Source organism: Streptomyces albus subsp. albus (genome assembly GCF_000725885.1).
GTDB classification, from domain to species: domain Bacteria; phylum Actinomycetota; class Actinomycetes; order Streptomycetales; family Streptomycetaceae; genus Streptomyces; species Streptomyces albus.
This window is the reverse complement of the sequence record NZ_JODR01000007.1, coordinates 1-25,795: the sequence shown is the minus strand read 5'-3', so window position 1 is coordinate 25,795 and position 25,795 is coordinate 1. Positions and strand designations below refer to the sequence as shown.

The following is a 25,795-nucleotide window of genomic DNA, read 5'->3' as shown; positions in this document are numbered from 1 at the left end:
CCGTGCCACAGGAGCAGGCCACGGGCCCCGACGGCGCGGGCCCGCGCGCCGTCGCCGTCGTCGGGCTCGACTGCGCGTTCCCCGGGGCGCCCGACCCGGCGGCCTACTGGCGGCTGCTGAACGGTACGGCGCACCCGGCCGGTGACCCTGCGCCCTCCCGGTTCCGCCCCGGCCACCCGGGCGCCTTCCTCGCCGACGCGGACGCCTTCGACCCCGGCTTCTTCGGCATCCCCACCGCCGAGGCCGCCGCCATGGACCCCCAGCAGCGGCTGCTGCTCCAGTGCGCGTGGCGGGCCGTCGAGGACAGCGGGCGGTCGCCGTCCGAGCTGGCCGGCAGCCGCACCGGCAGCTACGTGGGCGCCATGTCGGACGACTGGACGCGGCTGGCGCTGGCCGACCCGGAAGGCATCACGCCGCGCACCGGCACCGGTAGCGGACGCGCCATGCTGGCCAACCGGCTCGCCTACCAGCTCGATCTGCGCGGGCCCAGCCTGACCGTGGACACCGCCTGCTCCTCGTCCCTGGTCGCCGTCCACCTGGCGTGCACGGCGCTGCTGGCCGGCGAGTGCGACCTGGCGCTGGCCGGCGGGGTCAACCTCGTCCTGGGCACCGCACTGGACCGGATCTACCAGCTCGCCGGGCTGGCCGCCGCCGACGGGCGGTGCCGGCCGTTCGCCGCCGGGGCCGGCGGCATCGGCCGCGGCGAGGGCGTCGGCGTCGTCGTCCTGCGCCGCCTGGCGGACGCGGTGCGTGACGGCGACCTCGTGCACGCCGTCGTGCACGGCAGCGCGGTGGGCCAGGACGGCCGCAGCAACGGCATCATGGCCCCGCACCGCGCGGCACAGCGCGAGGTCGTCACCGCGGCGCTCGAGCGGGCCGGCGCCGCACCCGGGCAGGTGCGCTACGTCGAGGCGCATGGCACCGGCACCGCGCTGGGCGACCTCATCGAGGTGCTGGCCCTCGACGACGCGCTCGGTGCCCGTCGCGGACCCCGCACCACTCCGCTCGCGCTCGGCTCCGCCAAGGCCGCCGTCGGCCACACCGAGGGCGCGGCCGGTGTCGCCGGGCTGATCAAGGCCGTACTGGCACTGCACCACGGCACCGTCCCGGCCGGGCCCGTGGACGGCCCGGAGAATCCGCAACTGGGGCTGGCCCGGCGCGGGATGGAACGCGTGACGGCACCGCTGGACCTGGCCGCGGAAGGGCCCGGCTGCCGGGTGGGCGTCTCCAGCTTCGGCATGGGCGGCACCAACGCGCACCTCGTACTCGGCCCGCCGCCGCGCCCGGCCGGGCCCCCGCGGGACGGCGGCGGCACGGCGGCCGGCGTCTTCACCGTCTCCGCCGACACCCCCGACAGCCTGCGCGAGAACCTGCGGGCCCAGGCGGCGGCGGTCCGCGCCGTGCCCGAGGACGATCTGGCCGCGCTGTGCCGCACCAGCAACCGGGTGCGGTCCGCTCGGCCCTACCGGTTCGCCGCGGTGGCGGGCTCGGCCGGGCAGGTGGCGGACGAGCTGCTGACGGCCGCCGAGGCACCGCTCGACCCGGCCGCTGGCGGGCCGAGGCCCGCCGTGGCCTTCGTCTTCACCGGCCAGGGCGCCCAGTACCCGGGGATGACCGCAGCGCTCTACGCGGGCTCCCCGCTCTACCGCCGCCATCTGCGCGAGGCGTCCGAGGCGCTGCTGCCCTGGCTCGGGCAGCCGGTGCACCGGCTCATCCTGGACGGCGGCGACGTGCACCGCACCGGGCTGACCCAGCCCGCCCTGTTCGCCGTCGAGTACGCGCTGGCCGCCACGCTCGGCGGCCTGGGAGTGCGGCCGGTGGCCGTGCTCGGGCACAGCATCGGCGAGTTCGCCGCCGCCGTGTGCGCCGGGGCACTGCGGCTGCCGGACGCGGCCCGGCTCGTCGCGGTGCGCGGCGCCCTGATGGAGCGGCTGCCCGAGGGCGGCGGCATGCTCGCCGTGCGGGCGTCGGCACCGCAAGTCGGCGAGCTGGTGGCCGGGGAGCCGCGGTGCGCCGTCGCCGCACTCAACGGGCCCGGCGCCACCGTGCTGTCGGGCGAACTGGCCGCGCTGGAGCGGATCCGCGGGCACCTGGAGGACGAGGGCGTCGGCTGCACCCGGCTGACGGTCTCGCACGCCTTCCACTCCCCGCTGATGGAGCCGGTGCTGGACGCCTTCACCCACGCGGCCGGCACCGTCGGGGCGGCCCGGCCGCGGGTACCGTTCCACTCCACCGTGCGCGGCGGCCGGCTGCCCGAGGGCGTCCCGCTCGACGCCGCGTACTGGCGGGAGCAGATCCCGGCGACCGTACGGTTCGAGGAGGCCGTCGGCTCGCTGTGCGCCGAAGCCCCCACGCACCTGGTGGAGATCGGTCCCAAACCCGTGCTCACCCGGCTGCTGCGGCGCATCCCCGCGGCCCGCCGCATCCCGGCCCTGCCCGTGTGCCGGGGCGCCGACGCGGGGCCCGCGGACCTGGCGGGGCTGGCCGCCCGCCTCCACCAGGACGGGCTGGACCTCGACTGGGACGCCCTCTACGCGCCGGCCGACCGGCGCACCGTGCGGATGACGCCGCACCTGTTCGCCACCCGCTGGCGCTCCTGGTGCCGGCCGCCGGACGGGCCCGCACAGCCGTCCACGCAGCCGTCCGCCCAGCCGTCCACGCAGCCGGCCGCACAGCCCGAGCACCGGCAGCCGGAGTCCGCCCCGGAGACCGGACGGGGAGCGGGACCGGCGCCGCAAGCGGCGGGCGCCGGGCTCGACGCCCTGGTCGGCGCCGGGGTGCGGGAGGTCGTCGCCGACATCCTCGACACGGCCCCCGGCGAACTCGACGAGGAACTGCGCTTCTACGACGATCTGGGCTTCGACTCCGTGATGCTGATGGAACTCAAGCACCGGCTGGAGGCCCGGTTCCCCGAAGTGGGTGAACTCTCGCTGCCGGAGATGCTCTCCAGCCTCGTCAGCATCGGCTCCCTGGCCGGCTATCTGCGCGGCCTCCTCACCCCGGCGGTGGTGTGATGAGCGGCCTCCACCTGCTGGGATGCGGCAGCGCCCTGCCGGGCGAACCGGTCGGCAACGAGCGGCTCGCCGACCGCCTGGGCCTGTCCTCGGCCTGGGTGGAGACGTTCATCGGCACCCGCACCCGGCACTTCGCCGTGGACCTGGACAGCGGCCGGGTGCGCTGGACGCTGGAGGACCTGTGCACCGACGCGGCCGACCGGGCACTGGCCGACGCCGGGACCGAGGCGTCCGAGGTCGCCTTCGTCGTCCTGGCCACCGCCACCCCCGACGCGCTGATGCCCACCGTCGCCGCGCTGCTCGCCGACCGGCTCGGCCTGGACGGCGCCGCCGCCTACCAGATCCAGTCCGGATGCAGCGGCGCGCTCCAGGCCCTCGCCCTCGCCGACGCGCTGCTGGCCGCCCGCCCCGACCGCGTCGGGCTGGTCGTCGGCGGAGACGTGTGCAGCAAACACCTCGACCTGGACCAGGACTTCCACCGGCTGCCGCCGGACGCCCTCGTCAACCACGTACTGTTCGGCGACGGTGCGGGCGCCGTCGTCGTCGGCGGCCGGCCCCGCCCCGGCAGCCGCGCCGTCCTCGGCCACATCGAGCACCGCCTGGCCGGCCCGGGACTGCCGCCCGGCCAGCGCGTCGAGTGGTACGGCACCGCCGAGCTGAGCGGCGCCCTGCGGTCGGGCACCCCACCCGGGCCCGCCGTCACCGAGGACTACAAAGCCGTCGAACACCGGGTGCCGCTGCTGGCCCGCGCCGAGCGCGACGATCTGCTGGCCGCCTCCGGCTGGCCGCCCGAGACGGTCGGACACCTGCTGCCGCCGCAGCTGAGCGGGTGGATGACCGCACGGCTCGCGAGCGAACTTCGGGCCGGCTTCGAGTGGGAGCCGGTCTCCTGTGTCGCGGAGACCGGCAACAACGGCAACGCGCTGGTCCTGCTCCAACTGGAACGCCTGCTGCCGAAGCTGGACCCCGGCCGGCGCGCGCTCGTCCTGGCCGTCGAGTCCAGCAAGTGGATCCGCGCCGGCTGCACCGTGGAGGCACCCCATGGCTGAGCACCGCCCGGAATCCCCGGCCGACCTGCTGCGGGCCCTGCACGAACGGGGCGGCACGGCCGCCGCCCACCCCGAGCTGCCGCGGCTGCTGGCCCGGGCCGGCGCCGACGACCTCGCCGCGGCCGGCAGACTGCTGGCCGGCCTCGACCCCGACGAAGTGCTGCGCCACCACCCCGGCACCCCCACCGTGCGGATCGCGGTGACCGGGCGCGGCACCGTCACCGAGGCGGTGCCCCCACTGGCCGCCGAACTGGCCCGGCACGGACTGCTGCCCCGCTTCCACCTGTCCGGCTCCGGCACCTACGTCGGCGACCTGTCCGACCCGCACTCCGCGCTGTACGCGCACCGCCCCGAGGTCACCCTCTGCCTCCTCGACCCGTGGACCGTGTGGGACGCCGTACCCGTACCGTGGCAGCCCCTCGACGTGAGCGTCGCCGCCGAACGGCAACTGCGGCTGCTGTCCCAGCTCGCCGAGGCGCACGCCGCGCACGCCCCCGCCGGGGCCGTCCTCGTGCTGAACACCGTGCCGCTGCTGCGCCGCCACACCCACCAGCTCACCTCGCACGCGCACCGCGCCGAACTGGGCGGCCTGTGGCGGCAGTTCACCGCCGACCTGCTGTTCCTGGCCCGCCCCTCGGCCGGGCTCGCCGTCCTCGACCTGGAACCGGTCACCAGCGCCGGGGCCCGCGCCGACGACCCCCGCCTGGGCGCCTACGCCGACGCGCACTGCGCCGGCCCGCTGCTGGCCGGCTACGCCCGCGAGGCCGCCCACCTCGTCCGCGGGCTGCGCGGCGCCGCCAAGAAGTGCCTCGTCCTCGACCTGGACGGCACCCTGTGGGACGGGGTGCTCGCCGAGGACGGGCCCCGGGGGGTCAGTGCGGCGGGCAGCCTGCGCGGCGCCGCCTTCGGTGCCTTCCAGCGCACCGTCAAACAGCTCGCGTCCCAAGGGGTCCTGCTCGCGGTGTGCAGCAAGAACGACCCCGGCCCGGTGGCCCGTGCCCTGGCCTGCCACCCGGAGTTCCCGCTGGGCGCCGGCGACTTCCAGACCGTCGTCGCCGACTGGGGCTCCAAGGCGGAGGGCGTGCGCACCATCGCCGCCCGGCTGGGCATCGCGCCGGAGTCCGTCGTCTTCGCCGACGACCTGCGCTTCGAGCAGGAGAGCGTCGCGGCGGGCGTCCCCGGTGCGGCCGTCCTACCGCTGGACGGCGAGCCCGCGCTGCACCCCGAACGGCTGCTGGCCGACGGCTGGTTCGACACCCCCGACCTCACCGACGAGGACCGGCGGCGGCCCGCCCGCTACGCCGAACGCGCCGCCCGCGACCGGCTGCGGACCAAGGCCGTGGACCACCACGCGTTCCTGGCCGGACTGGGCGTGCGGGTGGAGGTGGGCCCCGCCCAGGACCACGAGACGGCCCGGGTCTCCCAACTGAGCCTGCGCACCAACCGGTTCAACCTGACCGGGGCCCGGCTGAGCACCGAAGAGGTACGCCGGTACGCCGCCGCGCCCGGCGGACTGGTGCTCGCCGTCCGGGTGGCCGACCGGTTCGGTGACGACGGCGTCGCCGGAGCGGCGCTGGCCCGCACCGGGGAGGGCGCATTGCACCTGGACGCCCTGCTGCTCAGCTGCCGGGTGCTGGGCCGCGGCGTCGAGGAGGCCGTACTCGGCGGGCTGCTGCGGGCCGCACGCGGCACCGGGCACACCGCCGTGCACACCTGCTGGCGCCCCACCCGCGCCAACGCGGCCCTGCGCGGGCTGCTGGAGACCCACGGTTTCCGGCCCCGCACCGCGCCGGAGGCCGGCGGTGGCGCCACCGGCTACACGCACCCCCTCGGCCACATCGGTGACCTCCCCGGACACGTGGAGCTGCGCCTGCGGCTGCCGCACCGGGACGGCGAGACGGAGGTGAGCGCATGCGCACCGTCGAGGAACTGATCGAGCTGGCCAACACCGAACTGGGTACGGCGCTGCGGCCCGCGGACGCCGCCGTCGAGCTGGCACAGCTCGACGGCTGGGACTCGGTCCACCTGCTGCGGCTGGTCGCCCTGCTGGAGACCGCGCTGGGCCGCCGGGTCCCCGTCGACCGGATGCTTGAGGCCCGTACCCTGCGCGAGATCTGGGCCGTGGCGGTGCACCCGTGAACCGGCCCGCGCCGACGGGTTCGGCGGCCCGCCGGCCCACCCGCTACTTCCTGCGCTGGGCCGCTGCCGCCGCCCCCGTGCACCTGGGCGCCGAGGTGGACATGACCCGGGTGGCGGCGCACCGCGCCGCCGCCCGCGCCCGGGGCCGCCGCTACGCGTACGTGACCTACCTGCTGCACGCGGCGGCCCGGGTGGTGGCCGCGCACCCCGAGGCCCGCGCCGTGGCCACCGGGCTGCTGCGCCCGCGCACCGTCCCCCTGCCGGGGCCCGGGGTGTCCGCGAAACTGGCGCTCGACACCCCCGCCGAGGACGGCACCCGCACGGTGCGCACCGTCGTACTGCCGGGGCTGGAGAGCCTGCCCCTGGACGGTGTGCAGGACCTGGTGGACCGCTACCGGCGGGCCGCGCCGGGCGAGTTGCCGGGAGCCCGTGCGGTGCGGGCGCTGTGCGTGCTGCCGCCCCCGCTCGGCGAACTGGCGTTCCGCCTGGGGATGCGGGGGCCGGCCGCGCGGGAGCGGCGGATGGGCACCTTCGCGGTCAGTTCGCTGGGCCACCGCGCGGTGGACGTCTTCCACGCGTACGGCGGTGCCGCCGTCACCTTCTGCGCGGCACGGGTCGTCCAGCGGCCCCTCGTGCGGGGCGGCCGGGTGCGGGCCGCCCCCGTACTGCGCCTCTCACTGACCTTCGACCACAGGGTGCTCGACGGAGCAGCGGCAGCGGACGTACTCGACGGCGTGGTGACACGCCTGGAGGGCTGGCATGGCGATCTTCCTGGGCCCCGCGACGGACGAGCGGCAAGCGGAGCCCTTCGCCCGCCCGGTGCGGATGAGGGGGCCGAAGGGACCGTGGGATCAGGTCCGTGAGGCGGTCGAGAGCCACGGCAGCGTCGTCGTGCACGCGCGGCTGGACGACTGGCTGCCCGCGGACCTGGACGACCCCGGGCTGCGCCCGCTGCTGGGCCGCGACCACGCCCGCTTCCGGGCGATGACGCACCCGCAGGTCAGGTCCCGTTTCGTGGCGTCACGGCTGCTGCTCAAACATGTCGCCTGCGCCGTCATCGAGGCCGCCCCCGAGACGGTGGAGCTGGCCTACAAGCCCGGTGGCCGCCCCTATCTGCGCGGGCTCGACCAGATCGACATCAGCCTCAGCCACACCGAGAACCTGCTGCTGGTCGGCCTCACCCGGCGCGGCTGGATCGGGGTGGACGCGGAGGCCAAGGACCGGCCCATGCTGGGGCTGGGCACCGAGAACCAGGTGTGCACCCCGTACGAGCGGCGCACCCTCGCGCAGATCGCCGAGGAACGGCGGAACGCGGCGCTGGTGCGGCTGTGGACGCTGAAGGAGGCGTACAGCAAGGCCATCGGGCAGGGCATGCGGTTCCGCTTCACGGAGTTCGGGTTCGGCCCGCAGGACCGCGACGTCCAGGTGCTGCGGCCGGACGGTTCCCCGGGCACGGGGGAGGAGTGGACGTTCCACACCTGCCTGGTCGACCGGGCCTACACCGTGAGCGTCGCCCTCTTCGACGCGGGCTTCGGCGACACCGCGGACACCGCGGCGGCCACCATGCTGGACGCGGGCCTCATCGCCGCCCTGGCCGACGACCACCACGAGACCGACGACCACCACGAGACCGACGACCACCACGAGACCGACGACCACCACGAGACCGACGGCCCCCATGCGGCCGACGGCCGTCATGGGGCCACCCGGACCGCCGGGGCCACCCGGACCGACCGGACCGGCGACGCCCGCCGGACCGACGATGCCCGCGGGGCCGGCAGTACCGCTGGGGCCGCCGGGGCGGATGCAGCCCGCGAGGCCGACGCTCCGCAACGGATCGACGGCCCCCACGGAGCGAACGGGACCCATGGGAGCGCCGGGGCCGGCAGTTCTCATGGGAGCCACAGGACCGACAGGGCTGCCGGGGCTGCTGGAACCGGCCGGGCCGACGGCCCCCGTGGAACCCCCGGCGGCCTGGGCGCGACCGGCGGCTCCGCAGAGACCGGCGGAAGCGACGCCCCCGGCGCGGGCGGCGTCGGCGCGGGCGGGGCGTGGGCGGTGCGGGAACAGGGGGAGGGAGGCGGCCGTGCCGGATGAGACGGTGGAGGCCGAGGTGTGCGTGGTCGGCGGCGGACCCGGCGGCCGGGCCCTGGCACTGGCGCTGGCCCGGCTGGGCCGCAGCGTGGTGCTGCTGGAGCGACGCGACCCGGGGCGCGGCGCGGGCCCGGTGTTCCGCGGCGAGTCCGTCTCACCGGACGGCGTGCGGCTGCTGGACGGGCTCGGCGCCTGGGAGCAGGTACGCGGGGCCGCACACCGGGTGGACCGGCTGGAGATCGAGGACGCCGGGCGCCGTGTCCTCGACGTACGGTTCGCCGACTTCCCCTACCGCTACCGGCACCCCGTGGAGCTGCCGCAGCCGGCCCTGCTGTCCGCACTGGCCGAACTGACGGCCCGCCAGCCAGGGCCGTGCACCGTGCTGGCGCCCGCCACCGCCGTGGCGCTGCTCGGTGCGGGCCCGGCCGTCACCGGGGTCCGGGCGGTCACCCCGCACGGCACCGTGCGGGTACGGGCCGCGCTGACCGTCGGCGCCGACGGGCGGCACAGCACGGTGCGCCGCCTGTCCGGGCTCGGCGAACGGGCCCGGCGCACCCCGCTGGAGCGGGACGTGGTGTGGCTGAAGCTGCCGCACCCCGCCGACTGGGACCGCCGCGCCTACCGGGTGCGGATCGCGGGCGGCAGCCACGCCCTCTTCCTGCCCTGCGCCGACGGCAGGGTCCGTGTCGGCCTCAACGTCCCCAAGGGCGGACTGCGGCAGCTGCGGGCGCAGGGTCTCGACGCGCTGCGCCGGCGGCTGGCCGCGCTCGCGCCGGAGGTGGCCGACGCCGCCCGGGAGGGGCTGCGCGGCTGGTCGGACACGGCACTGCTGGACATCTTCACCACCGAGGTGCCCCGCTGGTCGGCGCCTGGCGTCGTCCTCCTCGGCGACGCCGCGCACACCCTCTCGCCGGTCCTGGGCCAGGGCGTCAACCACGCGCTGGCCGACGCGGCCGAACTGGCCCCGTTGCTCGACCGGGCCCTGGCGGAGGGGCGCGGGGCGGGCCGGGCACTCGGCGCCGCCTGCGAGACCTACCAGCGGCTGCGGGAGCCGGCCGTGGCCCGCTCCCGCGCCCTGCAACTGCGCCAGGAGCGGCTGTTCACCCTGGCCGGGCCCGGCGCGGCCGTGCTGCGCCGGGCCCTGTACCGGACGGTCGGCGCCAGCCCGGCGCTGCGCCGCCGCGTACTGGCCCCCGCCTACTTCCCCGGACAGCGGCCCGGTGACCGACACCGCCCGGCCGCGGAAGCGAGCCCGGTATGACCTCCACCGCCCAGCCTGCGGTCGCCCGCCGTCCGCCGTCCCTCGCCGAACTGCGCGAGTTGGCCCCGCTGCACGCCCGCGCCCAGGGCATCCCGGCAGCCCGCTGCCGCGCCCTGCTGGCGCGGATCGGCACGGCGCACGGGGACGGGCCCGACTCCTGGCCTGCCGTCTGGAGCCGGGCCGGCGACCGACTGGCCGCCCGGGGCCGGCACCTGGCGGCGGCCCGCCACTACGCGCTGGCCCGCTTCCCGTACGTGGACGGGCCCGCACGCGAGCGGGCGCAGCGGCTGGCGGTGCGCTCCTTCGACCGGTGGCGCACCACCCGCCCCGGCATCGACCGGGTGGAGGTCGCCCACCGGGACGGCCGGTTCGCCGCATGGGCGGCGGGCCTGTCCACGCGCCGGCCGCGTCCGCTGATCCTGGTGTGCGGCGGCATCGTGTCCGTCAAGGAACAGTGGGCGCCGCTGCTGGCGCGGGCCGAGGCGCTGGGCACCGCCGTCGCCGTCACGGAACTGCCCGGCGTCGGCGAGAACACCCTGCCCTACGACGCCGCCGCCCCGGCCATGGTGACCGCCCTGCTGGACGCGCTGGCCGGCCGCGCCGACGTGCGCCGCACCAGCGCCGTCGCGCTCAGTTTCGGCGGCCACCTGGCGTTGCGCGCCGCCCTCGGCGACCCCCGCATCGCGGGTGTGGCCACCGTCGGCGCCCCCGTCCGCCACTTCTTCACCGACTCGCTGGGGCGGCCCGGGCTCCCGGCCACGACCCTGCGCACCCTCGCCCGGCTGACCGGGCACCCCGAGGACGGTCTGGCGGCGGCGCTGGGGAACTGGGCGCTGGACGACGCGGAGCTGGCCGCACTGGAGCGGCTGCCCGTCACCTACGTCGCGGCCCTGCGGGACCGCATCGTCCCGCTCAGCGACGCGGCGGTGCTGCTGCGCGACGCCCGGGCGCCCCGCCAGGTGCTCTTCGCCGACGACGAGCACGGCACACCCGCCCGACTGGCCCGGGTCCGCCCCCTGCTGCTCGCCGCCGCGCTGGAGACGCTGGAGGTGCACCCGGCGCGGCGCACCCTGCTGCGGACGGCCGCCGGGCTGGGCGGCGCACGGAAGGGACGGGTACGGATATGAGACGCCGCACGGCGTGGACCTACCGCACCCCGTGGGGCAGAACGCTGAGCGCGACAGCGGGCCTGGCCGCCCTGTACGCGGGCGTCCGGCTGGGCGGCCCGCGCGACCGGCTGCTGTGGACCTGCGCGGTGCTGCCGGACGTGGCCCTGCTGTACGGTGCCGCGTCCGCGCCCACGTTCGACCCGCTGCCGCGCTACGCGGTACGCCCCTACAACGTGCTGCATTCGCCGGGCGTGCCGCTGGTGCTCCTGGGGGCCGCCCGCGCGGTGCGCAGCCGCCGGCCCGCGGTGGCCGCCTGCGGATGGCTGGCGCACATCGCGGTGGACCGGGCCTGGGGTTACGGGCCGCGGGCCGCGGACGGCTCCAGGCTGTGACCCGTCCCGGTGCGCGGCACGGCCGTCCGCCGCGGCTTCCCCGGCGCCCGGCGGGCCGGCCGGCGGGCGGTGCCCGGTGTGCCGCGCCCGCCGGGCGGTGTCAGTCCCAGGTGACCGGCAGCCGGGTGAGCCGGTTGACCAGCAGACCGGTGTGCATGGTGACGTCCTCGACGGGGACGGCCAGCCGCAGGGTGGGGAAGCGGTCGGCCAGCGTCCGCAGGGCGACGGCGAGTTCGGCACGGGCCAGCGGTGCGCCCAGGCAGTAGTGGGGGCCGTGGCCGAACGCCAGGTGCCCGGCTGCCGTGCCGGTGCGGGCGCGGGCGGGGTCGAAGCGGCCGGGGTCGAAGCGGTCGGGCTCGGGGAACCGGCTGCCGTCCCGGTTGGCCGAACAGACGGAGGCGATCACGGCGCTGTTGGCCGGCAGGGTGTGGCCGGCCACCTCGACGGGCCGGGTGGTGACGCGCAGCGGGCCGCCGTCCCCGAGGGGGTTGATCCGCAGCAGCTCCTCGACGAGCGCGGACAGTTCCTCCTCGTCGTCGGGCACCCGCGCCATCCCGCCGGGGTGCCGCAGCAGGGTGAAGACGGAGGTGCCGAGGACACCGGCCGTCGTCTCGTGGCCGGCGATCAGCAACGTCATGGCGAGGGTGAGGAGTTCCTGTTCGGTCAGCCCGCCGTCCTCGTCCCGTACGGTGACCAGGGCGCTCAGCAGGTCCTCGCCGGGCTCCCGCCGTTTGGCGGCGACCAGCCGCGCCAGGTAGGCCAGCAGCGCCTCCTTGTGCCGCAGCATCTCCTGCGGGGTGTGCGCGGTGAGCGAGAGGACGGCGTCGGACCAGGTGCGGAAGCGTTCCCGGTCGGCGTAGGGGACGCCGAGCAGTTCGCAGATGACGGCGACGGGGAACGGGAAGGCGAAGGCGGCGTTGAGGTCGGCGGGCGGTCCGGCGTCGGCCAGGGAGTCCGCGAGCGAGCCGGCCAGCTGCACCAGCCGGGGCCGCATCCGTGCGACGCGGCGCGGGGTGAAGGCGCGGGAGACCAGGGCCCGCAGCCGGGTGTGTTCGGGCGGGTCCATGGTGAACAGGCCGCCGGCGTCGAAGGGCACGGCGGTCAGTTTCGGCGCCTCGGGCCGTACCGTCGCCGCCCGGGAGCAGCGGGGGTCGGACAGGACGGCCCGTACGTCCTCGTAGCGGCTGACGAGGTATCCCGCATCGCCGCTGGGCAGCACGACGGGGGCGAGAGGTTCCTCGGCGCGCAGCCGTGCGTACTCCTGGGGCACGTCGACGGCGTTGGGGCGGGGCGGCGGATAGCGGTGCGCACGCCGGGCAGGCGGGGGCATGGCGGACAACTCTCCAGACATGCACGCACTGTTGTGCCAGAGCCTTGATTCGTGGTCGAGTCGCTGTGGGGACGGACGGGCGGAGGTATCCTCACGTTCGGTAGTACGATTTCGTACTACCTTTTTGACGCGCGTCACTCCTGTCCAGCACAACGGCCGAGTCCGCGGGGGAGCTCGACGATGATCTCAGTGGTGCTCGCCGAGGACATGCACATGGTCCGGGGGGCTCTGGTAGCGCTGCTCGACATCGAGCCGGACATCCGGATCGTGGCGGAGATCGACTCGGGCACCGACATCCTGCCCACCGTCCTCGCCCACCGCCCCGACGTCGCCGTCATCGACATCGACCTGCCCGGCGTCGACGGGCTGACCGCGGCGGCCGAGGTGCACCAGAAGCTGCCCGCCTGCCGCACCCTGATCCTCACCAGCCTGGGCCAGCCCGGCAATCTGCGCCGCGCGCTGGAGGCCCACGTATCCGGCTTCCTGCTCAAGGACGCCCCGCCCAGCAGGCTGGCCGACGCCATCCGCCGCATCAGCGCCGGGGAACGCGTCATCGACCCCGAACTGGCCCTGGACGCCTGGTCGGCGCGGGCGAACCCGCTCACGGCACGCGAGACGGAGGTGCTGCGGCTGGCCGCCGAGGGCGCCGAGGCCACCGACATCGCCGGCCGGCTCTTCCTCTCGGTGGGCACCGTGCGCAACTACCTGACGGCCGTGGTCATCAAACTGGGCGCCCGCAACCGGGTGGACGCCCTCCGCATCGCGCGGGAGCAGGGCTGGCTGTGAGACGGCCCGGCCCGCGCCCGGTCACCGCCGCGGTCCGGCCTGCCGCTCCAGCGGCACCAGCGCCTCCAGATGGAAGCAGCCGTCCTCCCGCACCCCGGCCCGCAGGGTGCCGCCGATCGCCGCGACCCGGGCCGCCAGATTGCTGATCCCGCTGCCGCCGTCCGCTTCCGCCGGGGGCGTGGTCGGGTCGTGCGGGTCGGGCCGCGGCTGCACCCCGTCGTTGAGCAGCCGCAGCACCGCCGACCGGCTGCCGCCGTAGACCGTGATCTGGCAGTGCCGCACCTTGCTGTGGCGCAGGATGTTGGTGACGCCCTCGCGCAGCACGGTGGCCAGCACCGTGCCCACCGGCTCGGGGATGCCCTCCAGGGTCGTGTCGACCTCCGCCTCGATCCCCGCCGCCTCGAACACCGAGACGGCGGAGGAGATCTCGGCGGGCAGCGAGATGTTGCGGTAGCTGCGTGCCACGGCCCGCACGTCGGACAGCGCCTGGCGGGAGACCTCCAGCACCCGCGTGACCTCGTCCTTGGCGCGGGCCGGGTCGCCGTCCACCAGCCGGTGCGCCAGCTCGCTGCGCAGTGTGATCGCCGAGAGGCTGTAGCCCAGCAGGTCGTGCAGGTCACGGGCGAAGCGCGACCGCTCCTGCTCGACGGCCAGCCGCGCGATCTCCTGCTGCGCCGCCTGGAGTTGGTGAACGATCTCGGAGAGTTTGGTGAGCCCGTAGACCACGGCGCAGGTCGTCAGCGCGGAGACCCCGTTGTAGGCGACGCGCAGCGGCGCCCAGCCGGAGACGGAGGTCACCACCACGACGCTGGCCACGCACCCGGCCACGCCCAGCCACGACCAGGGGGGCCGCAGGACGAGCAGCAGCGAGCCCGCCAGCAGTCCGGGCAGGCCGATCCAGGCGGTGCCCAGCAGCAGCATCGGCACGAAGGTGCACACGGTCTGCACGCCCAGCACGCAGAACTGGAAGGTGCGGCCCAGCCGCATGCCGCGCTGGGTGGAGCGGGCCACCTGGGCGCAGAACATGACCGCGATGGCCGTGCCGCCGACGAGCACCTGGGCCAGGCTGTCGCCGACGGTCAGCAGGTGCAGGACGGCCGCGCCCATGATGCCGACGAGGGCCACGACGAAGACGGTCAGGACGATCCGCGGGGCCATCGCGGCGTCGACTCCGCGCACAGGGGGCCCGGGTGGCTGCCGCCGTCGTCCCCCCGAAGACGGTAACTGTCCCCCAGTGTCCACTCCCCGCCTCCCCCTCGCCCCGCCGAAGGTGTGCACAGCATAGGCGAGGGGACCGGGTGCGACCATCGGCTAGACGAAGACGGGGATCGGGTTCAGTTCCCCGTACGGCAGCGGCGTGGTGCGTCTGCCCAGCCGCACCGGTACGTCGTAGAGCCGGCCCGGTGCGAACCGCGCCCAGAAGTGCCGCAGTCCGGGCACGATCACCTTCACCACCGGTATGCCCAGGTCGGGTCTGGTCTGGTCGAGCACCAGGACCTCCATGCCGTGCCGGCGCACGAGGGCGACCGCGTCCTCGATGTCGTCGAGCAGATCGGCGCGCGGCTCGTACGGGTAGTCCGCCGGGCCGAGCACCGCGGCGGCCGGGTCCGGCGCCAGGTGCGGCTGGTCGGCGAGGGTGTGGTGGGTGCACCAGTCGCGGAAGACGGGGTCCTCGAAGCTGAGGGCGGTGTCGACCGCGGCCGGCAGCATCTGGGTCATCTCCGTCAGCGCCCGGCGCAGCGCCAGTGCCGGGTCCGGATGGCAGCCGAAGCCGAAGACGATGTCCTCCCGCCGCCCGGACCCGTCCGCGCCGCCGGTGCGGGCCGCCGGTTCCCTGCGGGAGACGGCGCACATCACCGGGACGCCCAGGTCGGAGGTGAGGTCCAGCACCCAGAAGGAGCGGCCCAGCCGCGCGTAGGAGGCACGCATCCGGGCGATCCACTCCTCGCCGAACGACTCCGGGTCCACCTGCGGCTGCCGGGTGCGGTTGTACCACCACAGGGCCACCGCGTCCCGCTCCACCAACTCCCAGAAGCCCTGCAGGATGGCGTCCTCCAGGCTGCTGCCGGCCGCGTTGCCGTTGGAGTCGGCGCGCGCGAACACCGGTCCGGGCGGTTGCGGGGCGGCGAAGTAGAGCAGCGAGGTGGGCAGCAGCCGGTGCCGCCGCTCGGTCAGCGACCACACCGGCGTCCAGTCCAGCACCGCCTCGGTGTCGAACGGGTCGCACACGAACTGGAACGAAGAGTGCCGTGCGTTCCACTCCCGCCGTCCCGCGAACTGCCGCGCGTCGTACAGCTGGCAGCTGTTGGGGTGGACGGCGTCCCCGCCCAGCTCGGAGAACCGGCCCCGGACGCGGGCCTCGTCGCCGTGGAAGGTCCCCGAGTACCGCTCCAGCGCCTCGCACAGCGCCCCCACCTTGGCATCCAGTTCGGTGACGCCCTTGCCCGCGCTGTGGCTGCGCAGCGCCGAACGCAAGGAGCGCACCCCGTTGCCGAGGAGGGCCGGATTGGAGCCGGACACATAGGCGTTGAGGCCGGCCGGGCAGCGCGGGTCGCGGGCCAGCAGCCGCACCACCCCGGTGACCTCGCCGACCAGGTGCTCGTACCGTTCCAGCATCTGCCGTGCGTGCAGCGCGCGGTGACCGCCGCCGGCGGTGACCTTCGGCCGGGAGACGGGCACCACCGGCTGCCCGGCCCGTGCCGCCACCAGCGTCGGGTCGCCGCAGGCCGGGCACTGGGGCCGCTGGTGCACCGGGTGGTGGCGGCCCCGGCCGCGCAGGCTGTCGAGGGTCCACACCGCCGACTGGCCCGCGTCCCGGAACCCGCCCAGCCACGCCGCCACCTGGAGGGCCAGCAGATGCAGGGCGCAGGCCCGGCTGGCGGGAATGTGGGCGCGCGGCGGGGTGAGGGGCGCGGCCAGCCCCAGCGCGGAGCCGACATAGCTGTGGGTGCTGCGGTGGTGGCCGAGCCGGTGGGCCAGACAGTGCCAGCAGGCGCCCTCGCCGGGTTGGAAGACCGGCCCGATCCACGGCTGGGTGCCGTACGGCTTGGCCAGCAGCCAGGGCCGGCCGGTGCGCCGCTGCGCCGCGTCGATGTCGGCCAGCGGCGGGGCCAGGTAGTCCTCGCACAGCACCACGGTGAGGGTGTGGTCCTCGTGGTCGGGCCCGGCCAGTGCGATGCCGGCGGCGCGGAAGGCGTCCCGCGCGGCGTGGCCGGCCTCCGGCGCGCCGGCCGACAGCAGCCGTACCCGTCCGGCGGACAGCCGGGCGTCGGCCCGGGGCCCGTCGAGACCGGCCGACTCCCAGAACGCCGAGGTGGCGTCGTCCTCGTCGTCCTGCTCCCCGGTGCGGCCGGCGTCCGCCGTGCCGGGGGTGAATCCGGCGACCAGATCGGCCTGCGTGAGCTGGCCGAGCAGCCGGCCGAGCTGGCCGGGCGACAGGACGCCGTGCATCTCCCGGGCCAGGGCCGGCAGGTCGCGGCTGCCGTCCAGCAGCGGCGCGAGCGCGGCGATGGCGGCGCCCTCCAGGGCCGTCACCCCGTGTTCGGAGATCAGATAGGTGGCGTCGCCCGGTACGACGGCGGGCCGCAGGTGCTTGCGGAAGCCCAGTCTGGGCAGTGCGCTGTCCATGTGTGCTCCCCCCCGTTCCCTCGGTCTCACATGGACGGCAGGGAGGGGGTGGCCCGCACGGCCGGGGCGGCGGGAACGAGGGGGATCGCGGGCTCGTTCGGCGGTGCGTAGGTCCAGCTGGAGCAGTCGGTGGTGCGGCCGACCGTCTCGCGGGGGTCCAGGCTGGTGATCGTCACCTCGGCGCCGCAGCCGGTGGGCAGCGCCGGAATACGGGTGTCCGCGTCGGTGGGGATGCCGAACTCGGCCAGCACCCGTCTGGGTTCGGCGGTGTACCGTGCCGCCAGGGCCGGGTCCAGGAAGCACTGGGCGGACAGTTCGGCGAACCGCCAGTCCTGTTCGACGGTGTCCTTCGCCCGGTGCGCGGCGGTGAGGGTCACTCCGGTGAGCGCCTGACCTGTCATCGTGACGTTCTCCCGTCTCAGAAAGAGGTGCCCCCGGGTCCCCGCAGGAGACCTGGGGCGACATGTGGTGTGGGGAGCGGCCTGAACGGAGAGCCGTGTGCGCAGGACAGCAGTGTGGGCGGGGCGGCCGGGCCTGGCCAGTGGGGGCGTCACGACCCTGTGTGTGAAGAATTCATGACTGTGGCGGCCCGATCTCCGCGCGAAGATTGTGAGTTGCTCACTGTTTCCTCACGTCCCGCGGGTGCGATCCTCCTTTTCGTTCCTTACGCATCGCGAACCGCCACGGGAGAGGGTTTGATGCACATCAAGTTGCTGGGAACTCTGCACGCCGAGCGGGCGGGCGTCCCGATCGTGCCGAGCGCGGCCAAGCCGCGGCAGATCCTGGCCCTGCTCGCCCTCCACAGCCGGCACATCGTCCCGGTCGCCGACCTCATGGAGGAGGTCTGGGGAGCCGGCCCGCCGCGCAGCGCCCCCACCACCCTCCAGACCTACATCCTGCAACTGCGCCGCAGGCTGCGGGCCGCCCTGGACGGCTCCGGACAGCTCGTCCCGGCCCGTCCCGCCGTTCCGCCCGGCCCGCCGCAGCCCACCGACAAGGAGATCCTGGCCACCCGGCACGGCGGCTACCAGTTGCAGCTCGCCGACTCCGCCGTGGACGCGCTGGAGTTCGAGCGGCTGACCCGGCTGGGGCATGCCGCCTTCGAGGGGGACGACATGCACACGGCCGCGCGGCTCCTGGCGGAAGCACTCGCCCTGTGGCGCGGACCCGCCCTCGCCGACGTGCCGCACGGCAACCACCTGTCCATCGAGGTGACCCGGCTGGAGGAGAGCAGGCTGGGCGCGCTGGAGCGGCGCATCCACGCCGATCTGCGGCTGGGCCGCCACCGCGAGGTGCTGGCCGAACTGTGCGCGCTGCGCGGACGCCACCCGCTCCACGAGAATCTGCACGCCCTGCTGATGGTCGCCTACCACCAGGACGGCCGCTCCTCGGACGCGCTGATCGCCTACCGGCGGCTGCGCGGCACCCTGGTCGAGGAGCTGGGCCTGGAGCCCTCGCCCCGGATCGACCGCCTGCACCAGGCCATTCTCCGGGGCGAGGACGCACTGGCCGCCTGGCGCGGGCCCGACCCGGCGGGTGCCAGGACCGGTCTGGCGGGGTGAACCGGCCCGGTGCACGGCGTGTTCCACCTCACTTCGAGCCGTCGTCCAGCACCGGTCGTGAGGATCTGGCCCTCGACACTGACCTCACCACGGGGGACGGGAAGGGGGAGGCATGAGTGCGTACCTCGCGGCAGCCCCCACCACGGACGGCCCGGACGCCGGCGCGCCGCGGCTGTTCTGCTTCCACCACGCCGGCGCCGGAGCGCTCACCTTCGCCCGCTGGCCCCACGCCTTCGCGCCGGGCGTGTGCGTCCTGCCGGTGCGGCTCCCCGGCCGGGAGACCCGGCTGCGGGAGCCGCGCATCACCGACGCACGCCGGCTGATCGCGGAGCTGGAGGCCCAGCTGGGGCCGCTGCTGACCGCGCCGTACGCCCTGTACGGGCACAGCCTCGGCGCGCTGGTGGCCCACCGGTTCGCCCAGCGGCTGGCGCACACGGGACGTCCGGCGCCGGTGCTGGTCGGACTGGGCGCCTGCCCGCCGCCGCACCTGCCGATGCCGCTGCGCGGCCATGAAGAGCTGCCCGACGCGGCGCTGCTGGCGGCGCTGGAACGTTTCGGCACCCTGCCGCCCTTCCTCTCCGCACGGCCGCACCTGCTGCGCACCCTGCTGGCCACCCTGCGCGACGACCTGCGCCTGGCCGCCGGCCTGCGGGCGCTCGGCGGCGGGGACGGTGCCGACGGCCAGGGCTGGGACACCCCGCTCGCCTGTCCCGTGCACACCTACGCGGGCGAGGACGACCAGGCGGCACCGGCCCGGGACATCGCCCAGTGGTGCCGCTGGACGCGCGGCGACTTCGTGCCGCACACCCTTCCCGGCGGGCACTTCTTCGTCCGCGACGCCGCACTGCCCCGCCTGCTGGCGCGCCGGCTCGGCAGTGCGGTCCGCCGGGAGTCCGCGACAGGCAGCCGCGCCGTACCGCACGCGCACAGCGGATGACGCGGAAGAGCACGCGCAGAGACGCGCGCCAGAGCACATGCGCAGAGCACGCGCAGAGACACACGCAGAGCCGAAAGAGCGCCGTACGCACGGAGTTCCGCAACGGTACACACAGCTCATGACGCAAGAGAGGGGAGCGAGAGATGGACATCAGCGTGCTGGGACCCTGCCGGGTCGTCCAATCGGGGGTCTCCGTCGTCCCGACCGCGGTCAAACCCAGAAAGGTGCTGGCACTGCTGGCACTCCATCCCGACCAAGTCGTCTCCGTCTCCTCCCTGGTGGAGGAGCTGTGGGGCGAGTGCCCGCCGCGCAGCGTGCAGACGACGCTGCAGACCTACGTCCTCCAGCTGCGGAACCTGATCGCGGCGTCGCTGGGGGACAGACCGCCCGCCCATCTGCCCAACGGCGCCAAGAGCGTGCTGGTGACCGAGTCCGGCGGCTATCTGCTGGACACCCAGGGCGGCATGGTCGACGTCAGCGAGTTCGAGCGCTACTCCGGCGCCGGGCACCGGGCGCTGGAGGCCGGTGACCTGGTGGGCGCCTCCGCCGCGTTCCGCAAGGCCCTCCAGCTGTGGCGCGGCCCCGCGCTGGTGGACGTGCAGTGCGGTCCGCTGCTGGAGATCGAGGCGACCCGCCTGGAGGAGTCCCGGCTCGGCATCCTCAACCAGCGCATCGAGGTGGACCTGAGCCTGGGCCGCCACCACGAGCTGCTCGGCGAACTGTCCGGGCTGGCCGCACAGCACCCGCTGCACGAGGGCATCCAGGCCCAGCTGATGCTGGCGCTCTACCGCTCGGGGCGGCGCGGCAACGCGCTGGAGGTCTACCAGCGACTGCGCGGCGTCCTCTCCCGGGAGCTGGGGCTTGACCCGTCGCCGGACCTCCAGCGCTTGCAGAGCGCCGTACTGGACTCGGCCGCCGAGCTGGAGCTGAGCGGCGCGGCACGCGGCCTGGTGTCGGTCGGCGGCAGGCTCGCGGCAGCCGGGCCGCGCCCCCAGGTCACCGGCGTCGCCGGCTAGGACGTGTCGGGGCGGGCCCGTCACTGCCCACTGTCCGCGCAAGAGCCCGGCGGCTGGGCGGCCTGGCGGCCGAAAGCGAAGGACCCTGCCGCGGGTTCCTGCGACGGCGGGGTGCCCGCCGCACGATCCCGGGAGGGGCGACAGCCGGTCCGCCCGCCCGCGGGAAGGAGGCTCGCGCGGTGGCCGACCGCCCGGCTCCGGCGTAGACCGCCGCGAAAAGCGCGACACCGTCGGACGGGCGAATCGGCCGCATGAAGTCGCACGGGCGAATCGGCCGCATGAATCAGTCCGGCCGCAGCCACGGCCGGTACGGCGGTCGGCTTCACGGTGCGAGGCCCCGGCCACCTGCACGGGGCGGCGGGTGGACGGGGCGTTGCCGCCTGCACACCACCGTGCGCACGGACGGGGTTGTCCGGAGACGCTCGTTCAGGTGGTCAGCGGTGGGTGGGGATGCCTCCAGCGGAGGGCTGCTTCTTTCCCTCCGAGCCAGTACGACCGTCGGCCGTCGCCGATCTGCCGGCCGCCGATCCAGTAGCAGTGCGCATCCGACACGAGGACGCCATCAAGGTCCTGGTCCGTGAGTACGGCATGAGCCGCGAGGGCAGAGCGGCCCGCCGGCGCCGGATCGATCTCGACTGGCTCCGTCGAGCAACGGGCCGCCGGATGCACCTGCCGCGAGCTCGCCGAGGAGACCGGCTTCTCGCTCGGAATGATCAGCTACCTGGGCCGACGGCATGACATGTCCGGCCAGCGCCCCGCCCGGGAGGGCTGACCTGCCGCGTTACGCGCCGGAGTCGTCATCGAGCACCAGCTCAGTAACCCATCTCTGGGCGGCGGCGAGGTCCGGCGCGGTGCCGGCCACCTGGTAGGTGAAGTCGTCCCACTCCTCCAGGACCCGCGGCTCGTCGGGCCGCAGGTGGCCGGCGCCGCCGTTCACCGGACGGTGACGGCGCCAGATGTCCATCGGCGGCCGACGCCGCTTGTTGTACGCGGCGAGCGGGTCGTCGGCATCCACGCATGGCACAGCGCGGGACGGCTGGTTCGGTGGCCCGGGACGGGAGTGCTTGCCCATGCGCCCGATGCTCTCAGGCCGCGACCGTGGTCGGGCGGGCGGCGATCTCCTTTGCCTACGATGCACTCACCAGCGACGCACTGTCGCCCAGGGAGAGTGCGCACCTGATCGCAACGCAGATGGAGACCCTGTCATGAGGATCGGACCGGCCCAGTGGGCCAAGTCGAGCTACAGCAGCCCCGAGGGCGGCAACTGTCTGGAGTGGGCGCCCGGTGTGGCCCGGGTGGCGGGTGTCGTCCCGGTGCGTGACAGCAAGGTGCCGGAGGGTCCCGTCCTGTCTTTCCCCTCCGGCTCGTTCGTCCGGTTCGTCGCGGGTGTGAAGGCCGGGGAGTTCCCCGTCTGACCGCGAGAAGATCCCGCCGGTCCGGCCGGGCGTGAGCAGCGGTGCGGCCCTCTCGTCGGTCGGACGAGGGGGCCGTAGGTGTTCCGGCGGACTCCGCGGTCGGGGGCGGCGCGGCGGGCGGGCTCACAGCACCGTGACCGCCGCGGCGTTGAGGCACAGGGCGAGGACCGCCAGTGCGGTGCGCAGCAGGTGCCAGCGCCGCCACACGGGGCGGGGGTCCTGCCAGTCGGCGGGCAGCGCGGTGGGGTCCTCGACGGCCTTGACCCGCCGGTTGATCGGCACGTTGCACAGGTGGGACACGGCCGAGACGCCCAGCAGGAGGACTGCGGCCAGGGCGAACAGCACCCGGGCCGGGGCGGTGTCGGCGAGTACGGCCAGGGCGAGGGCGAGCACCGTGGAGGTGAGGACCACCACCGGCATCGTCGGGTCCCAGTTGCGTCCCAGCAGCTTGTGCGCGTACACGTAGGTCGCCGTCTCCATGGCGAACAGCGCGGGGAGCACGCTGAGCGCCACGGCGAAGAGGACCCCCGCCGTGACGCCGCTGCCCAGGAGGACGGCCACTCCCAAGAGAGCGTCCATCTCCATCCGGCTCACCCCGCTGCGGGGTGCGTGTCCACCGTGAGCTGGGCGATCGAGCGCATGGTCGCGTCGCGGAAGTAGGCCGCGAACGCCTCCGGTGACGCCGTGTCGCGCGGCTGCGCCAGATAGGGCTGGAGCTTCTCCTCCAGGAGGTGGACGCCTTTCTGCCGGGCCATGTGCTTGCCGACCTCGGCGAAGTCGCCCTCGTAGTGGATGACGCGGACCATCACGTCGTCCTTGATGAACACCCCGGTGCCCAGCAGCCGGCCGGCCGCGGCCCCGTCCTCGCGGGCGAGATCGGGGGTGTCCACGCGGGTGAACTCGGAGAAAATCTTCGCGATCTCCTCCTCGTGGCCGGGCTTGACCCGGTAGGTGATCGCCGCGTACGGCATCAGATACCTCCGTCGACTGTGATCGTGGCGCCCGTGACGTAGCGGGAGGTGTCACCGGCGAGGTAGAGGACGGCGCCCGCGACGTCGGCCGGGGTGCCCAGCCGGCCCAGTGCGGTGAGGGCGGCGAGCCGTTCGGCCACCGGGGGCGCGGGCCCGGCGCCCGGTTCGTCGTCCGCGGTCACCCCGGGGGCGACGGTGTTGACGCGGATGCCGCGCTCCCCGACCTCCTTGCACAGCGCCCGGCCGAAACCGATCAGTGCCGCCTTGGACGCCGAGTAGTGGGTGCCGAAGGGACGGCCGCGCAGGGCGACCGAGGCGCCGACGTTGACGATCGAGGCGCCGTCGGCGAGCAGCCCCAGCACCGCGCGGGTCACCAGGTAGGCCGAGGTGACGTTGGCGTCCAGCAGCCGGTGCCACTCGTCCTCCGCCAGATCGGCGAGCTTGCTGTGCCCGTCCACGCCGACGTTGTTGACCAGGACGTCCAGCCCGCCCAGGTGCTCCTCGCACACCGCCGCCAGCCGTGCGGCGTCGTCGGCGCGGGTCACGTCGGCGCGCACCAGCCGGTGGTCCGGGCCGTGGCCGGCCAGCTCCCCGGTGAGGGTGCGGACGCCGTCATGTTCGGTGCGGTGGGCGACGACGAGCCGCGCACCGGCCCGGGCCAGGGCGAGCGCCGTGGCCCGGCCGATACCCCGGGTGCCACCGGTGAGCAGCACCCGTTTGCCGGCCAGCGGGGCGGCGGGCACAACGTCGGCCGGGGATCCGCCCGGGGCGCTCATGCCGCATCGGGCAGGTTGGTGTTGATCATCTTGAGCAGCAGCCGCGGTGTCTCGGCCTCGACCACGGCGTCGTCGGACAGTTCGACGCCGTACTCGCGCTTGATGACGCCGGTCACCTGGAGCAGCGCCAGCGAGTCGTAGCCGAGTTCGATGAACGGGGTGTCCAGGGCCGCTTCGTCGGCGACGTCCATGCCCTCCGACTCGCCGGCGCACTCCCGCAGCTTGTCGGCAAGCTCGCGCTGGGTGAACTCGCTCACCGGATTCTCCCTCCGTCTTTCGTCCACACGTAGAACGGGTCTGCCATGGCGTCCTTGGGTTCCCGCCAGTTCGGGTCGTAGGGCGACACGCACTGCGCCAGGCGGCTGTTGATGTCCGCGTAGAGGGGGTGGCTGCGCGCCCGGTAGAGGCTGGGGGTGATGTCGCCCTCGGCCTCGACGAGGTGGAAGTACAGGTCGTGGAAGGTGAAGAGGGTACGGCGCGACACCCCCACCATGTGGGGGAGTTCGGTCGCGTCCGACTCCTCGAAGATCTCGGCGATGGAGTCGGCCTTGTCCGGCTTCATCCGCGCGACTATGAGCGTCCGGTGTGCCACCGTCGGCCTCCTTGGGAAAGGTGTGGAGCCCGTCCGCCGCCTTGTCGGTGCGGCGGACCCGGGCGCAGCGTGCCAGCGGGCTCTACAGACCCGCTCGACCCGCCGCGGGGAATCGTGGGGGCGAGGGGGAGGGCCGGGCGCGGGCTCAGCGGACGAGCTCCATCTGGCCCATCATGCCCATCTGCACGTGCCCGAGCATGTGGCAGTGGTACATGAACAGCCCCGGGTGGTCGGTGAACCGCAGCTGGACGCGGGCGGAGGAGCCGGCCGGCAGTGCCAGGGTGTCCTTGAGCCCGGCCTCGCCCGGTGCGGGCGGCTTCCCGTCCCGGTCCAGAACGCGGAAGAAGTCGTGGTGGACGTGCATCGAGTGCGGGATCCCGAACTGCGTGTCCGCGTTGACGATCCGCCATGTCTCGGTGACGCCCAGCCGGGTGCGCACATCGACCCGGTCGACGTCGAACGGCTTGCCGTTGATCAGGTGCTGCCCGGTGGAGGGGTCGAACGCCATGACGAACTCCCGCTCCACCGCGGAGGCGCCCAGGTCCGGGAGCGGGCGCAGCCGCTCGGGCACCCGGCTGTGGTCCGCCGCCGGGCGCACCACGTCGAACCGCATGATCTCCGGCGGCTCGCCCCCGTAGGGCGCCGCGTTGTTCAGCACCACCCGGCGGCCCACGCCCCAGCGGGCGAAGTCGACGACGATCTCCTGCCGCTCGCCGGGCCACAGCGCCAGCTTCCGGACGGCCACCGGGGCGGGCAGCAGACCGCCGTCGGAGCCGATGTGCGTGAACTCCTCGCCGTCGCCCAGCACCAGCTCGAACAGCCGCTCGTTGGAGGTGTTGATCAGCCGCAGCCGGTAGCGGCGGGCCGCCACCTCGAAGTACGGCCTGGGCCGGCCGTCGACCAGGACGGTGTGCCGGTCCTCGAACCCGTGCGCGTCCCACACCAGCGTGCCGTCGTCCTCGAAGCGGGCGTCGCGCAGCTGGAGCGCCACGTCGTAGGGGCCCTTGGGCAGTGGCAGCCGCCGCTCGAACGCGTCGGTGAGCAGATAGGTGGCCGCCAGCCCGCGGTAGACGTTCTCCGCGTGCGTGTGGTGCGAGTGGTCGTGGATCCACAAGGTGGCCGCGTCCTGGTCGTTGGCGTAGTGGTACCGCCGCCGGCCGCCGGGCTCCACCTGGTACTTGGGGTGACCGTCGGACCGTTCGGTGGTGTGTCCGCCGTGCAGATGCATCGCGAACGGTACTTCCAGCTCGTTGACCTGCTCGATGACCACCGGTCTGCCCCGCTCGGCCACGATCAGCGGGCTCATCCGCCCGTTGAGGGAGCGGATGCGGGTCGTCGTGCCGGGCAGCAGGCTCACCCGCGCCTCGCGGGAGGTGAGCCGGTAGAAGTCGTGCCCGGCCAGCCGCACGGGGCGCAGCGGCCGTCGGGGCCGCAGCGGCGCGGTGAAGGGTGCCGCGGCGGCCCGCCGGGCGGCCGGCGCCCCCGCGGCCCGGCCGCCGGCCAGTACCGCCGGCACGGTGGCCAGCGCACCGGCCTTGAGCATGTCGCGTCGGGTGAGCACGTGGAAGAACTCCTCAGCACATCGGGGATCGCCGTGCCGCCGGGCGGCGCACGGTGCGGGCGGTGCGGTCAGGCGGCTCTACCTTCTTGATCGGGTTGATCGAGCCATTCGTAGGGTTGGGTCGCCCAGGGGTGCTGGGTGTGGCTATCAGGCGGCTGCCGTCT

The 25,795-nt window shown here is 74.9% G+C and carries 25 protein-coding genes; 14 read left to right on the top strand and 11 right to left on the bottom strand.

The window, feature by feature from the left end:
• Positions 1 to 2: 2 nt before the first annotated feature.
• From IO40_RS0108450 to IO40_RS34790, 9 genes are read left to right on the top strand one after another with little or no spacing between them, the layout of a single operon-like run.
• On the top strand, positions 3 to 3,014 hold the full coding sequence (locus IO40_RS0108450; protein WP_031175182.1) for a type I polyketide synthase: 3,012 nt from the start codon (positions 3 to 5) through the stop codon (positions 3,012 to 3,014).
• Positions 3,014 to 4,063, top strand: a complete 1,050-nt coding sequence (locus IO40_RS0108445; protein WP_031175181.1) for a beta-ketoacyl-[acyl-carrier-protein] synthase family protein — start codon at positions 3,014 to 3,016, stop codon at positions 4,061 to 4,063. Before IO40_RS0108450 ends, IO40_RS0108445 begins: the two co-directional genes overlap by 1 nt.
• Entirely contained in the window at positions 4,056 to 5,996 is a 1,941-nt protein-coding gene (locus tag IO40_RS0108440; protein WP_031175180.1) for an HAD-IIIC family phosphatase, read from the top strand. The genes IO40_RS0108445 and IO40_RS0108440 overlap by 8 nt, the downstream gene beginning before the upstream one ends.
• Positions 5,975 to 6,202, top strand: a complete 228-nt coding sequence (locus IO40_RS0108435; protein ID WP_030406220.1) for an acyl carrier protein — start codon at positions 5,975 to 5,977, stop codon at positions 6,200 to 6,202. Before IO40_RS0108440 ends, IO40_RS0108435 begins: the two co-directional genes overlap by 22 nt.
• Entirely contained in the window at positions 6,199 to 7,065 is an 867-nt protein-coding gene (locus IO40_RS0108430) for a 2-oxo acid dehydrogenase subunit E2 (protein ID WP_063830979.1), read from the top strand. Before IO40_RS0108435 ends, IO40_RS0108430 begins: the two co-directional genes overlap by 4 nt.
• The gene (locus IO40_RS39655; protein WP_324604491.1) at positions 6,962 to 8,299 is read left to right on the top strand and encodes a 4'-phosphopantetheinyl transferase superfamily protein; all 1,338 of its coding nucleotides are present in this window, start codon (positions 6,962 to 6,964) and stop codon (positions 8,297 to 8,299) included. Before IO40_RS0108430 ends, IO40_RS39655 begins: the two co-directional genes overlap by 104 nt.
• The gene (locus tag IO40_RS0108420; RefSeq protein WP_031175177.1) at positions 8,289 to 9,557 is read left to right on the top strand and encodes an FAD-dependent monooxygenase; all 1,269 of its coding nucleotides are present in this window, start codon (positions 8,289 to 8,291) and stop codon (positions 9,555 to 9,557) included. The genes IO40_RS39655 and IO40_RS0108420 overlap by 11 nt, the downstream gene beginning before the upstream one ends.
• On the top strand, positions 9,554 to 10,684 hold the full coding sequence (locus IO40_RS0108415) for an alpha/beta hydrolase (RefSeq protein ID WP_031175176.1): 1,131 nt from the start codon (positions 9,554 to 9,556) through the stop codon (positions 10,682 to 10,684). The genes IO40_RS0108420 and IO40_RS0108415 overlap by 4 nt, the downstream gene beginning before the upstream one ends.
• Positions 10,681 to 11,058 (top strand): DUF4260 family protein, encoded by a 378-nt coding sequence (locus IO40_RS34790; protein WP_016468337.1) that lies wholly within the window; start codon positions 10,681 to 10,683, stop codon positions 11,056 to 11,058. Before IO40_RS0108415 ends, IO40_RS34790 begins: the two co-directional genes overlap by 4 nt.
• Before the next feature lie 100 nt (positions 11,059 to 11,158).
• On the opposite strand, the gene IO40_RS0108405 is transcribed toward IO40_RS34790, so the two are convergent.
• Positions 11,159 to 12,409: a cytochrome P450 gene (locus IO40_RS0108405; protein WP_051173454.1), complete on the bottom strand. Its 1,251-nt coding sequence runs from the start codon at positions 12,407 to 12,409 to the stop codon at positions 11,159 to 11,161.
• Between the two features lie 159 nt (positions 12,410 to 12,568).
• Here IO40_RS0108405 and IO40_RS0108400 point away from each other — a divergent pair, with 159 nt between their 5' ends.
• Positions 12,569 to 13,174, top strand: coding sequence for a response regulator transcription factor (locus IO40_RS0108400; protein ID WP_016468335.1), 606 nt, complete (start codon positions 12,569 to 12,571; stop codon positions 13,172 to 13,174).
• Positions 13,175 to 13,195: 21 nt separating this feature from the next.
• Here IO40_RS0108400 and IO40_RS0108395 read toward each other — a convergent pair whose 3' ends face one another.
• The 3 genes from IO40_RS0108395 to IO40_RS0108385 all read right to left on the bottom strand — a co-directional run bounded on the left by IO40_RS0108395 (position 13,196) and on the right by IO40_RS0108385 (position 17,202).
• Positions 13,196 to 14,353 carry a sensor histidine kinase gene (locus IO40_RS0108395; protein WP_157846433.1) on the bottom strand — a complete coding sequence of 386 codons (1,158 nt, stop codon included), beginning with the start codon at positions 14,351 to 14,353 and terminating at the stop codon, positions 13,196 to 13,198.
• A 132-nt stretch (positions 14,354 to 14,485) separates the two neighbouring features.
• Complete coding sequence (locus IO40_RS0108390) at positions 14,486 to 16,801, bottom strand: TOMM precursor leader peptide-binding protein (RefSeq protein WP_031027312.1); 2,316 nt, start codon at positions 16,799 to 16,801, stop codon at positions 14,486 to 14,488.
• 26 nt (positions 16,802 to 16,827) lie between these two features.
• Positions 16,828 to 17,202, bottom strand: coding sequence for a hypothetical protein (locus IO40_RS0108385; protein WP_030406225.1), 375 nt, complete (start codon positions 17,200 to 17,202; stop codon positions 16,828 to 16,830).
• A gap of 297 nt (positions 17,203 to 17,499) precedes the next feature.
• Between IO40_RS0108385 and IO40_RS0108380 the strand changes: the two genes are divergently transcribed.
• The 3 genes from IO40_RS0108380 (at position 17,500) to IO40_RS0108370 (ending at position 20,316) form a co-directional block, all read left to right on the top strand.
• Positions 17,500 to 18,363 (top strand): AfsR/SARP family transcriptional regulator, encoded by an 864-nt coding sequence (locus IO40_RS0108380; RefSeq protein ID WP_016468331.1) that lies wholly within the window; start codon positions 17,500 to 17,502, stop codon positions 18,361 to 18,363.
• A gap of 112 nt (positions 18,364 to 18,475) precedes the next feature.
• Complete coding sequence (locus IO40_RS0108375; protein ID WP_016468330.1) at positions 18,476 to 19,300, top strand: thioesterase II family protein; 825 nt, start codon at positions 18,476 to 18,478, stop codon at positions 19,298 to 19,300.
• A 143-nt stretch (positions 19,301 to 19,443) separates the two neighbouring features.
• Complete coding sequence (locus IO40_RS0108370; RefSeq protein WP_016468329.1) at positions 19,444 to 20,316, top strand: AfsR/SARP family transcriptional regulator; 873 nt, start codon at positions 19,444 to 19,446, stop codon at positions 20,314 to 20,316.
• Between the two features lie 781 nt (positions 20,317 to 21,097).
• Here the strand turns inward: IO40_RS0108370 and IO40_RS0108365 are convergent.
• A complete protein-coding gene (locus IO40_RS0108365) occupies positions 21,098 to 21,331 on the bottom strand; it encodes a DUF6087 family protein (protein WP_234029747.1) in 234 nt (77 codons plus the stop codon).
• A 190-nt stretch (positions 21,332 to 21,521) separates the two neighbouring features.
• Here IO40_RS0108365 and IO40_RS0108360 point away from each other — a divergent pair, with 190 nt between their 5' ends.
• Entirely contained in the window at positions 21,522 to 21,731 is a 210-nt protein-coding gene (locus tag IO40_RS0108360) for a DUF397 domain-containing protein (RefSeq protein ID WP_016468327.1), read from the top strand.
• Between the two features lie 123 nt (positions 21,732 to 21,854).
• Here the strand turns inward: IO40_RS0108360 and IO40_RS0108355 are convergent, their stop codons facing one another.
• From IO40_RS0108355 to IO40_RS0108330, 6 genes are all read right to left on the bottom strand, one after another.
• The gene (locus IO40_RS0108355) at positions 21,855 to 22,310 is read right to left on the bottom strand and encodes an anthrone oxygenase family protein (protein WP_016468326.1); all 456 of its coding nucleotides are present in this window, start codon (positions 22,308 to 22,310) and stop codon (positions 21,855 to 21,857) included.
• 11 nt (positions 22,311 to 22,321) lie between these two features.
• The gene (locus tag IO40_RS0108350) at positions 22,322 to 22,702 is read right to left on the bottom strand and encodes a SchA/CurD-like domain-containing protein (protein ID WP_016468325.1); all 381 of its coding nucleotides are present in this window, start codon (positions 22,700 to 22,702) and stop codon (positions 22,322 to 22,324) included.
• Positions 22,702 to 23,478 (bottom strand): SDR family NAD(P)-dependent oxidoreductase, encoded by a 777-nt coding sequence (locus IO40_RS0108345; RefSeq protein WP_041969158.1) that lies wholly within the window; start codon positions 23,476 to 23,478, stop codon positions 22,702 to 22,704. The genes IO40_RS0108350 and IO40_RS0108345 overlap by 1 nt, the downstream gene beginning before the upstream one ends.
• Positions 23,475 to 23,735, bottom strand: coding sequence for an acyl carrier protein (locus tag IO40_RS0108340; RefSeq protein ID WP_016468323.1), 261 nt, complete (start codon positions 23,733 to 23,735; stop codon positions 23,475 to 23,477). Before IO40_RS0108340 ends, IO40_RS0108345 begins: the two co-directional genes overlap by 4 nt.
• A complete protein-coding gene (locus tag IO40_RS0108335; protein WP_030406242.1) occupies positions 23,732 to 24,070 on the bottom strand; it encodes a TcmI family type II polyketide cyclase in 339 nt (112 codons plus the stop codon). The genes IO40_RS0108340 and IO40_RS0108335 overlap by 4 nt, the downstream gene beginning before the upstream one ends.
• 145 nt (positions 24,071 to 24,215) lie before the next feature.
• Positions 24,216 to 25,631 carry a multicopper oxidase family protein gene (locus tag IO40_RS0108330; protein ID WP_031175175.1) on the bottom strand — a complete coding sequence of 472 codons (1,416 nt, stop codon included), beginning with the start codon at positions 25,629 to 25,631 and terminating at the stop codon, positions 24,216 to 24,218.
• Positions 25,632 to 25,795 lie beyond the last annotated feature (164 nt).

Excerpts from the sequence above, each read along its gene's own strand:
- IO40_RS0108440 (WP_031175180.1), top strand. The coding sequence starts at position 4,056 with ATGGCTGAGCACCGCCCGGAATCCCCGGCCGACCTGCTGCGGGCCCTG.
- IO40_RS39655 (WP_324604491.1), top strand. The coding sequence starts at position 6,962 with ATGGCGATCTTCCTGGGCCCCGCGACGGACGAGCGGCAAGCGGAGCCC.
- IO40_RS0108390 (WP_031027312.1), bottom strand. The coding sequence starts at position 16,801 with ATGGACAGCGCACTGCCCAGACTGGGCTTCCGCAAGCACCTGCGGCCC.
- IO40_RS0108415 (WP_031175176.1), top strand. The coding sequence starts at position 9,554 with ATGACCTCCACCGCCCAGCCTGCGGTCGCCCGCCGTCCGCCGTCCCTC.
- IO40_RS0108445 (WP_031175181.1), top strand. The coding sequence starts at position 3,014 with ATGAGCGGCCTCCACCTGCTGGGATGCGGCAGCGCCCTGCCGGGCGAA.
- IO40_RS0108435 (WP_030406220.1), top strand. The coding sequence starts at position 5,975 with ATGCGCACCGTCGAGGAACTGATCGAGCTGGCCAACACCGAACTGGGT.
- IO40_RS0108385 (WP_030406225.1), bottom strand. The coding sequence starts at position 17,202 with ATGACAGGTCAGGCGCTCACCGGAGTGACCCTCACCGCCGCGCACCGG.
- IO40_RS0108350 (WP_016468325.1), bottom strand. The coding sequence starts at position 22,702 with ATGCCGTACGCGGCGATCACCTACCGGGTCAAGCCCGGCCACGAGGAG.
- IO40_RS0108355 (WP_016468326.1), bottom strand. The coding sequence starts at position 22,310 with ATGGACGCTCTCTTGGGAGTGGCCGTCCTCCTGGGCAGCGGCGTCACG.
- IO40_RS0108345 (WP_041969158.1), bottom strand. The coding sequence starts at position 23,478 with ATGAGCGCCCCGGGCGGATCCCCGGCCGACGTTGTGCCCGCCGCCCCG.
- IO40_RS34790 (WP_016468337.1), top strand. The coding sequence starts at position 10,681 with ATGAGACGCCGCACGGCGTGGACCTACCGCACCCCGTGGGGCAGAACG.
- IO40_RS0108375 (WP_016468330.1), top strand. The coding sequence starts at position 18,476 with ATGAGTGCGTACCTCGCGGCAGCCCCCACCACGGACGGCCCGGACGCC.
- IO40_RS0108380 (WP_016468331.1), top strand. The coding sequence starts at position 17,500 with ATGCACATCAAGTTGCTGGGAACTCTGCACGCCGAGCGGGCGGGCGTC.
- IO40_RS0108400 (WP_016468335.1), top strand. The coding sequence starts at position 12,569 with ATGATCTCAGTGGTGCTCGCCGAGGACATGCACATGGTCCGGGGGGCT.
- IO40_RS0108370 (WP_016468329.1), top strand. The coding sequence starts at position 19,444 with ATGGACATCAGCGTGCTGGGACCCTGCCGGGTCGTCCAATCGGGGGTC.
- IO40_RS0108405 (WP_051173454.1), bottom strand. The coding sequence starts at position 12,409 with ATGTCTGGAGAGTTGTCCGCCATGCCCCCGCCTGCCCGGCGTGCGCAC.
- IO40_RS0108360 (WP_016468327.1), top strand. The coding sequence starts at position 21,522 with ATGAGGATCGGACCGGCCCAGTGGGCCAAGTCGAGCTACAGCAGCCCC.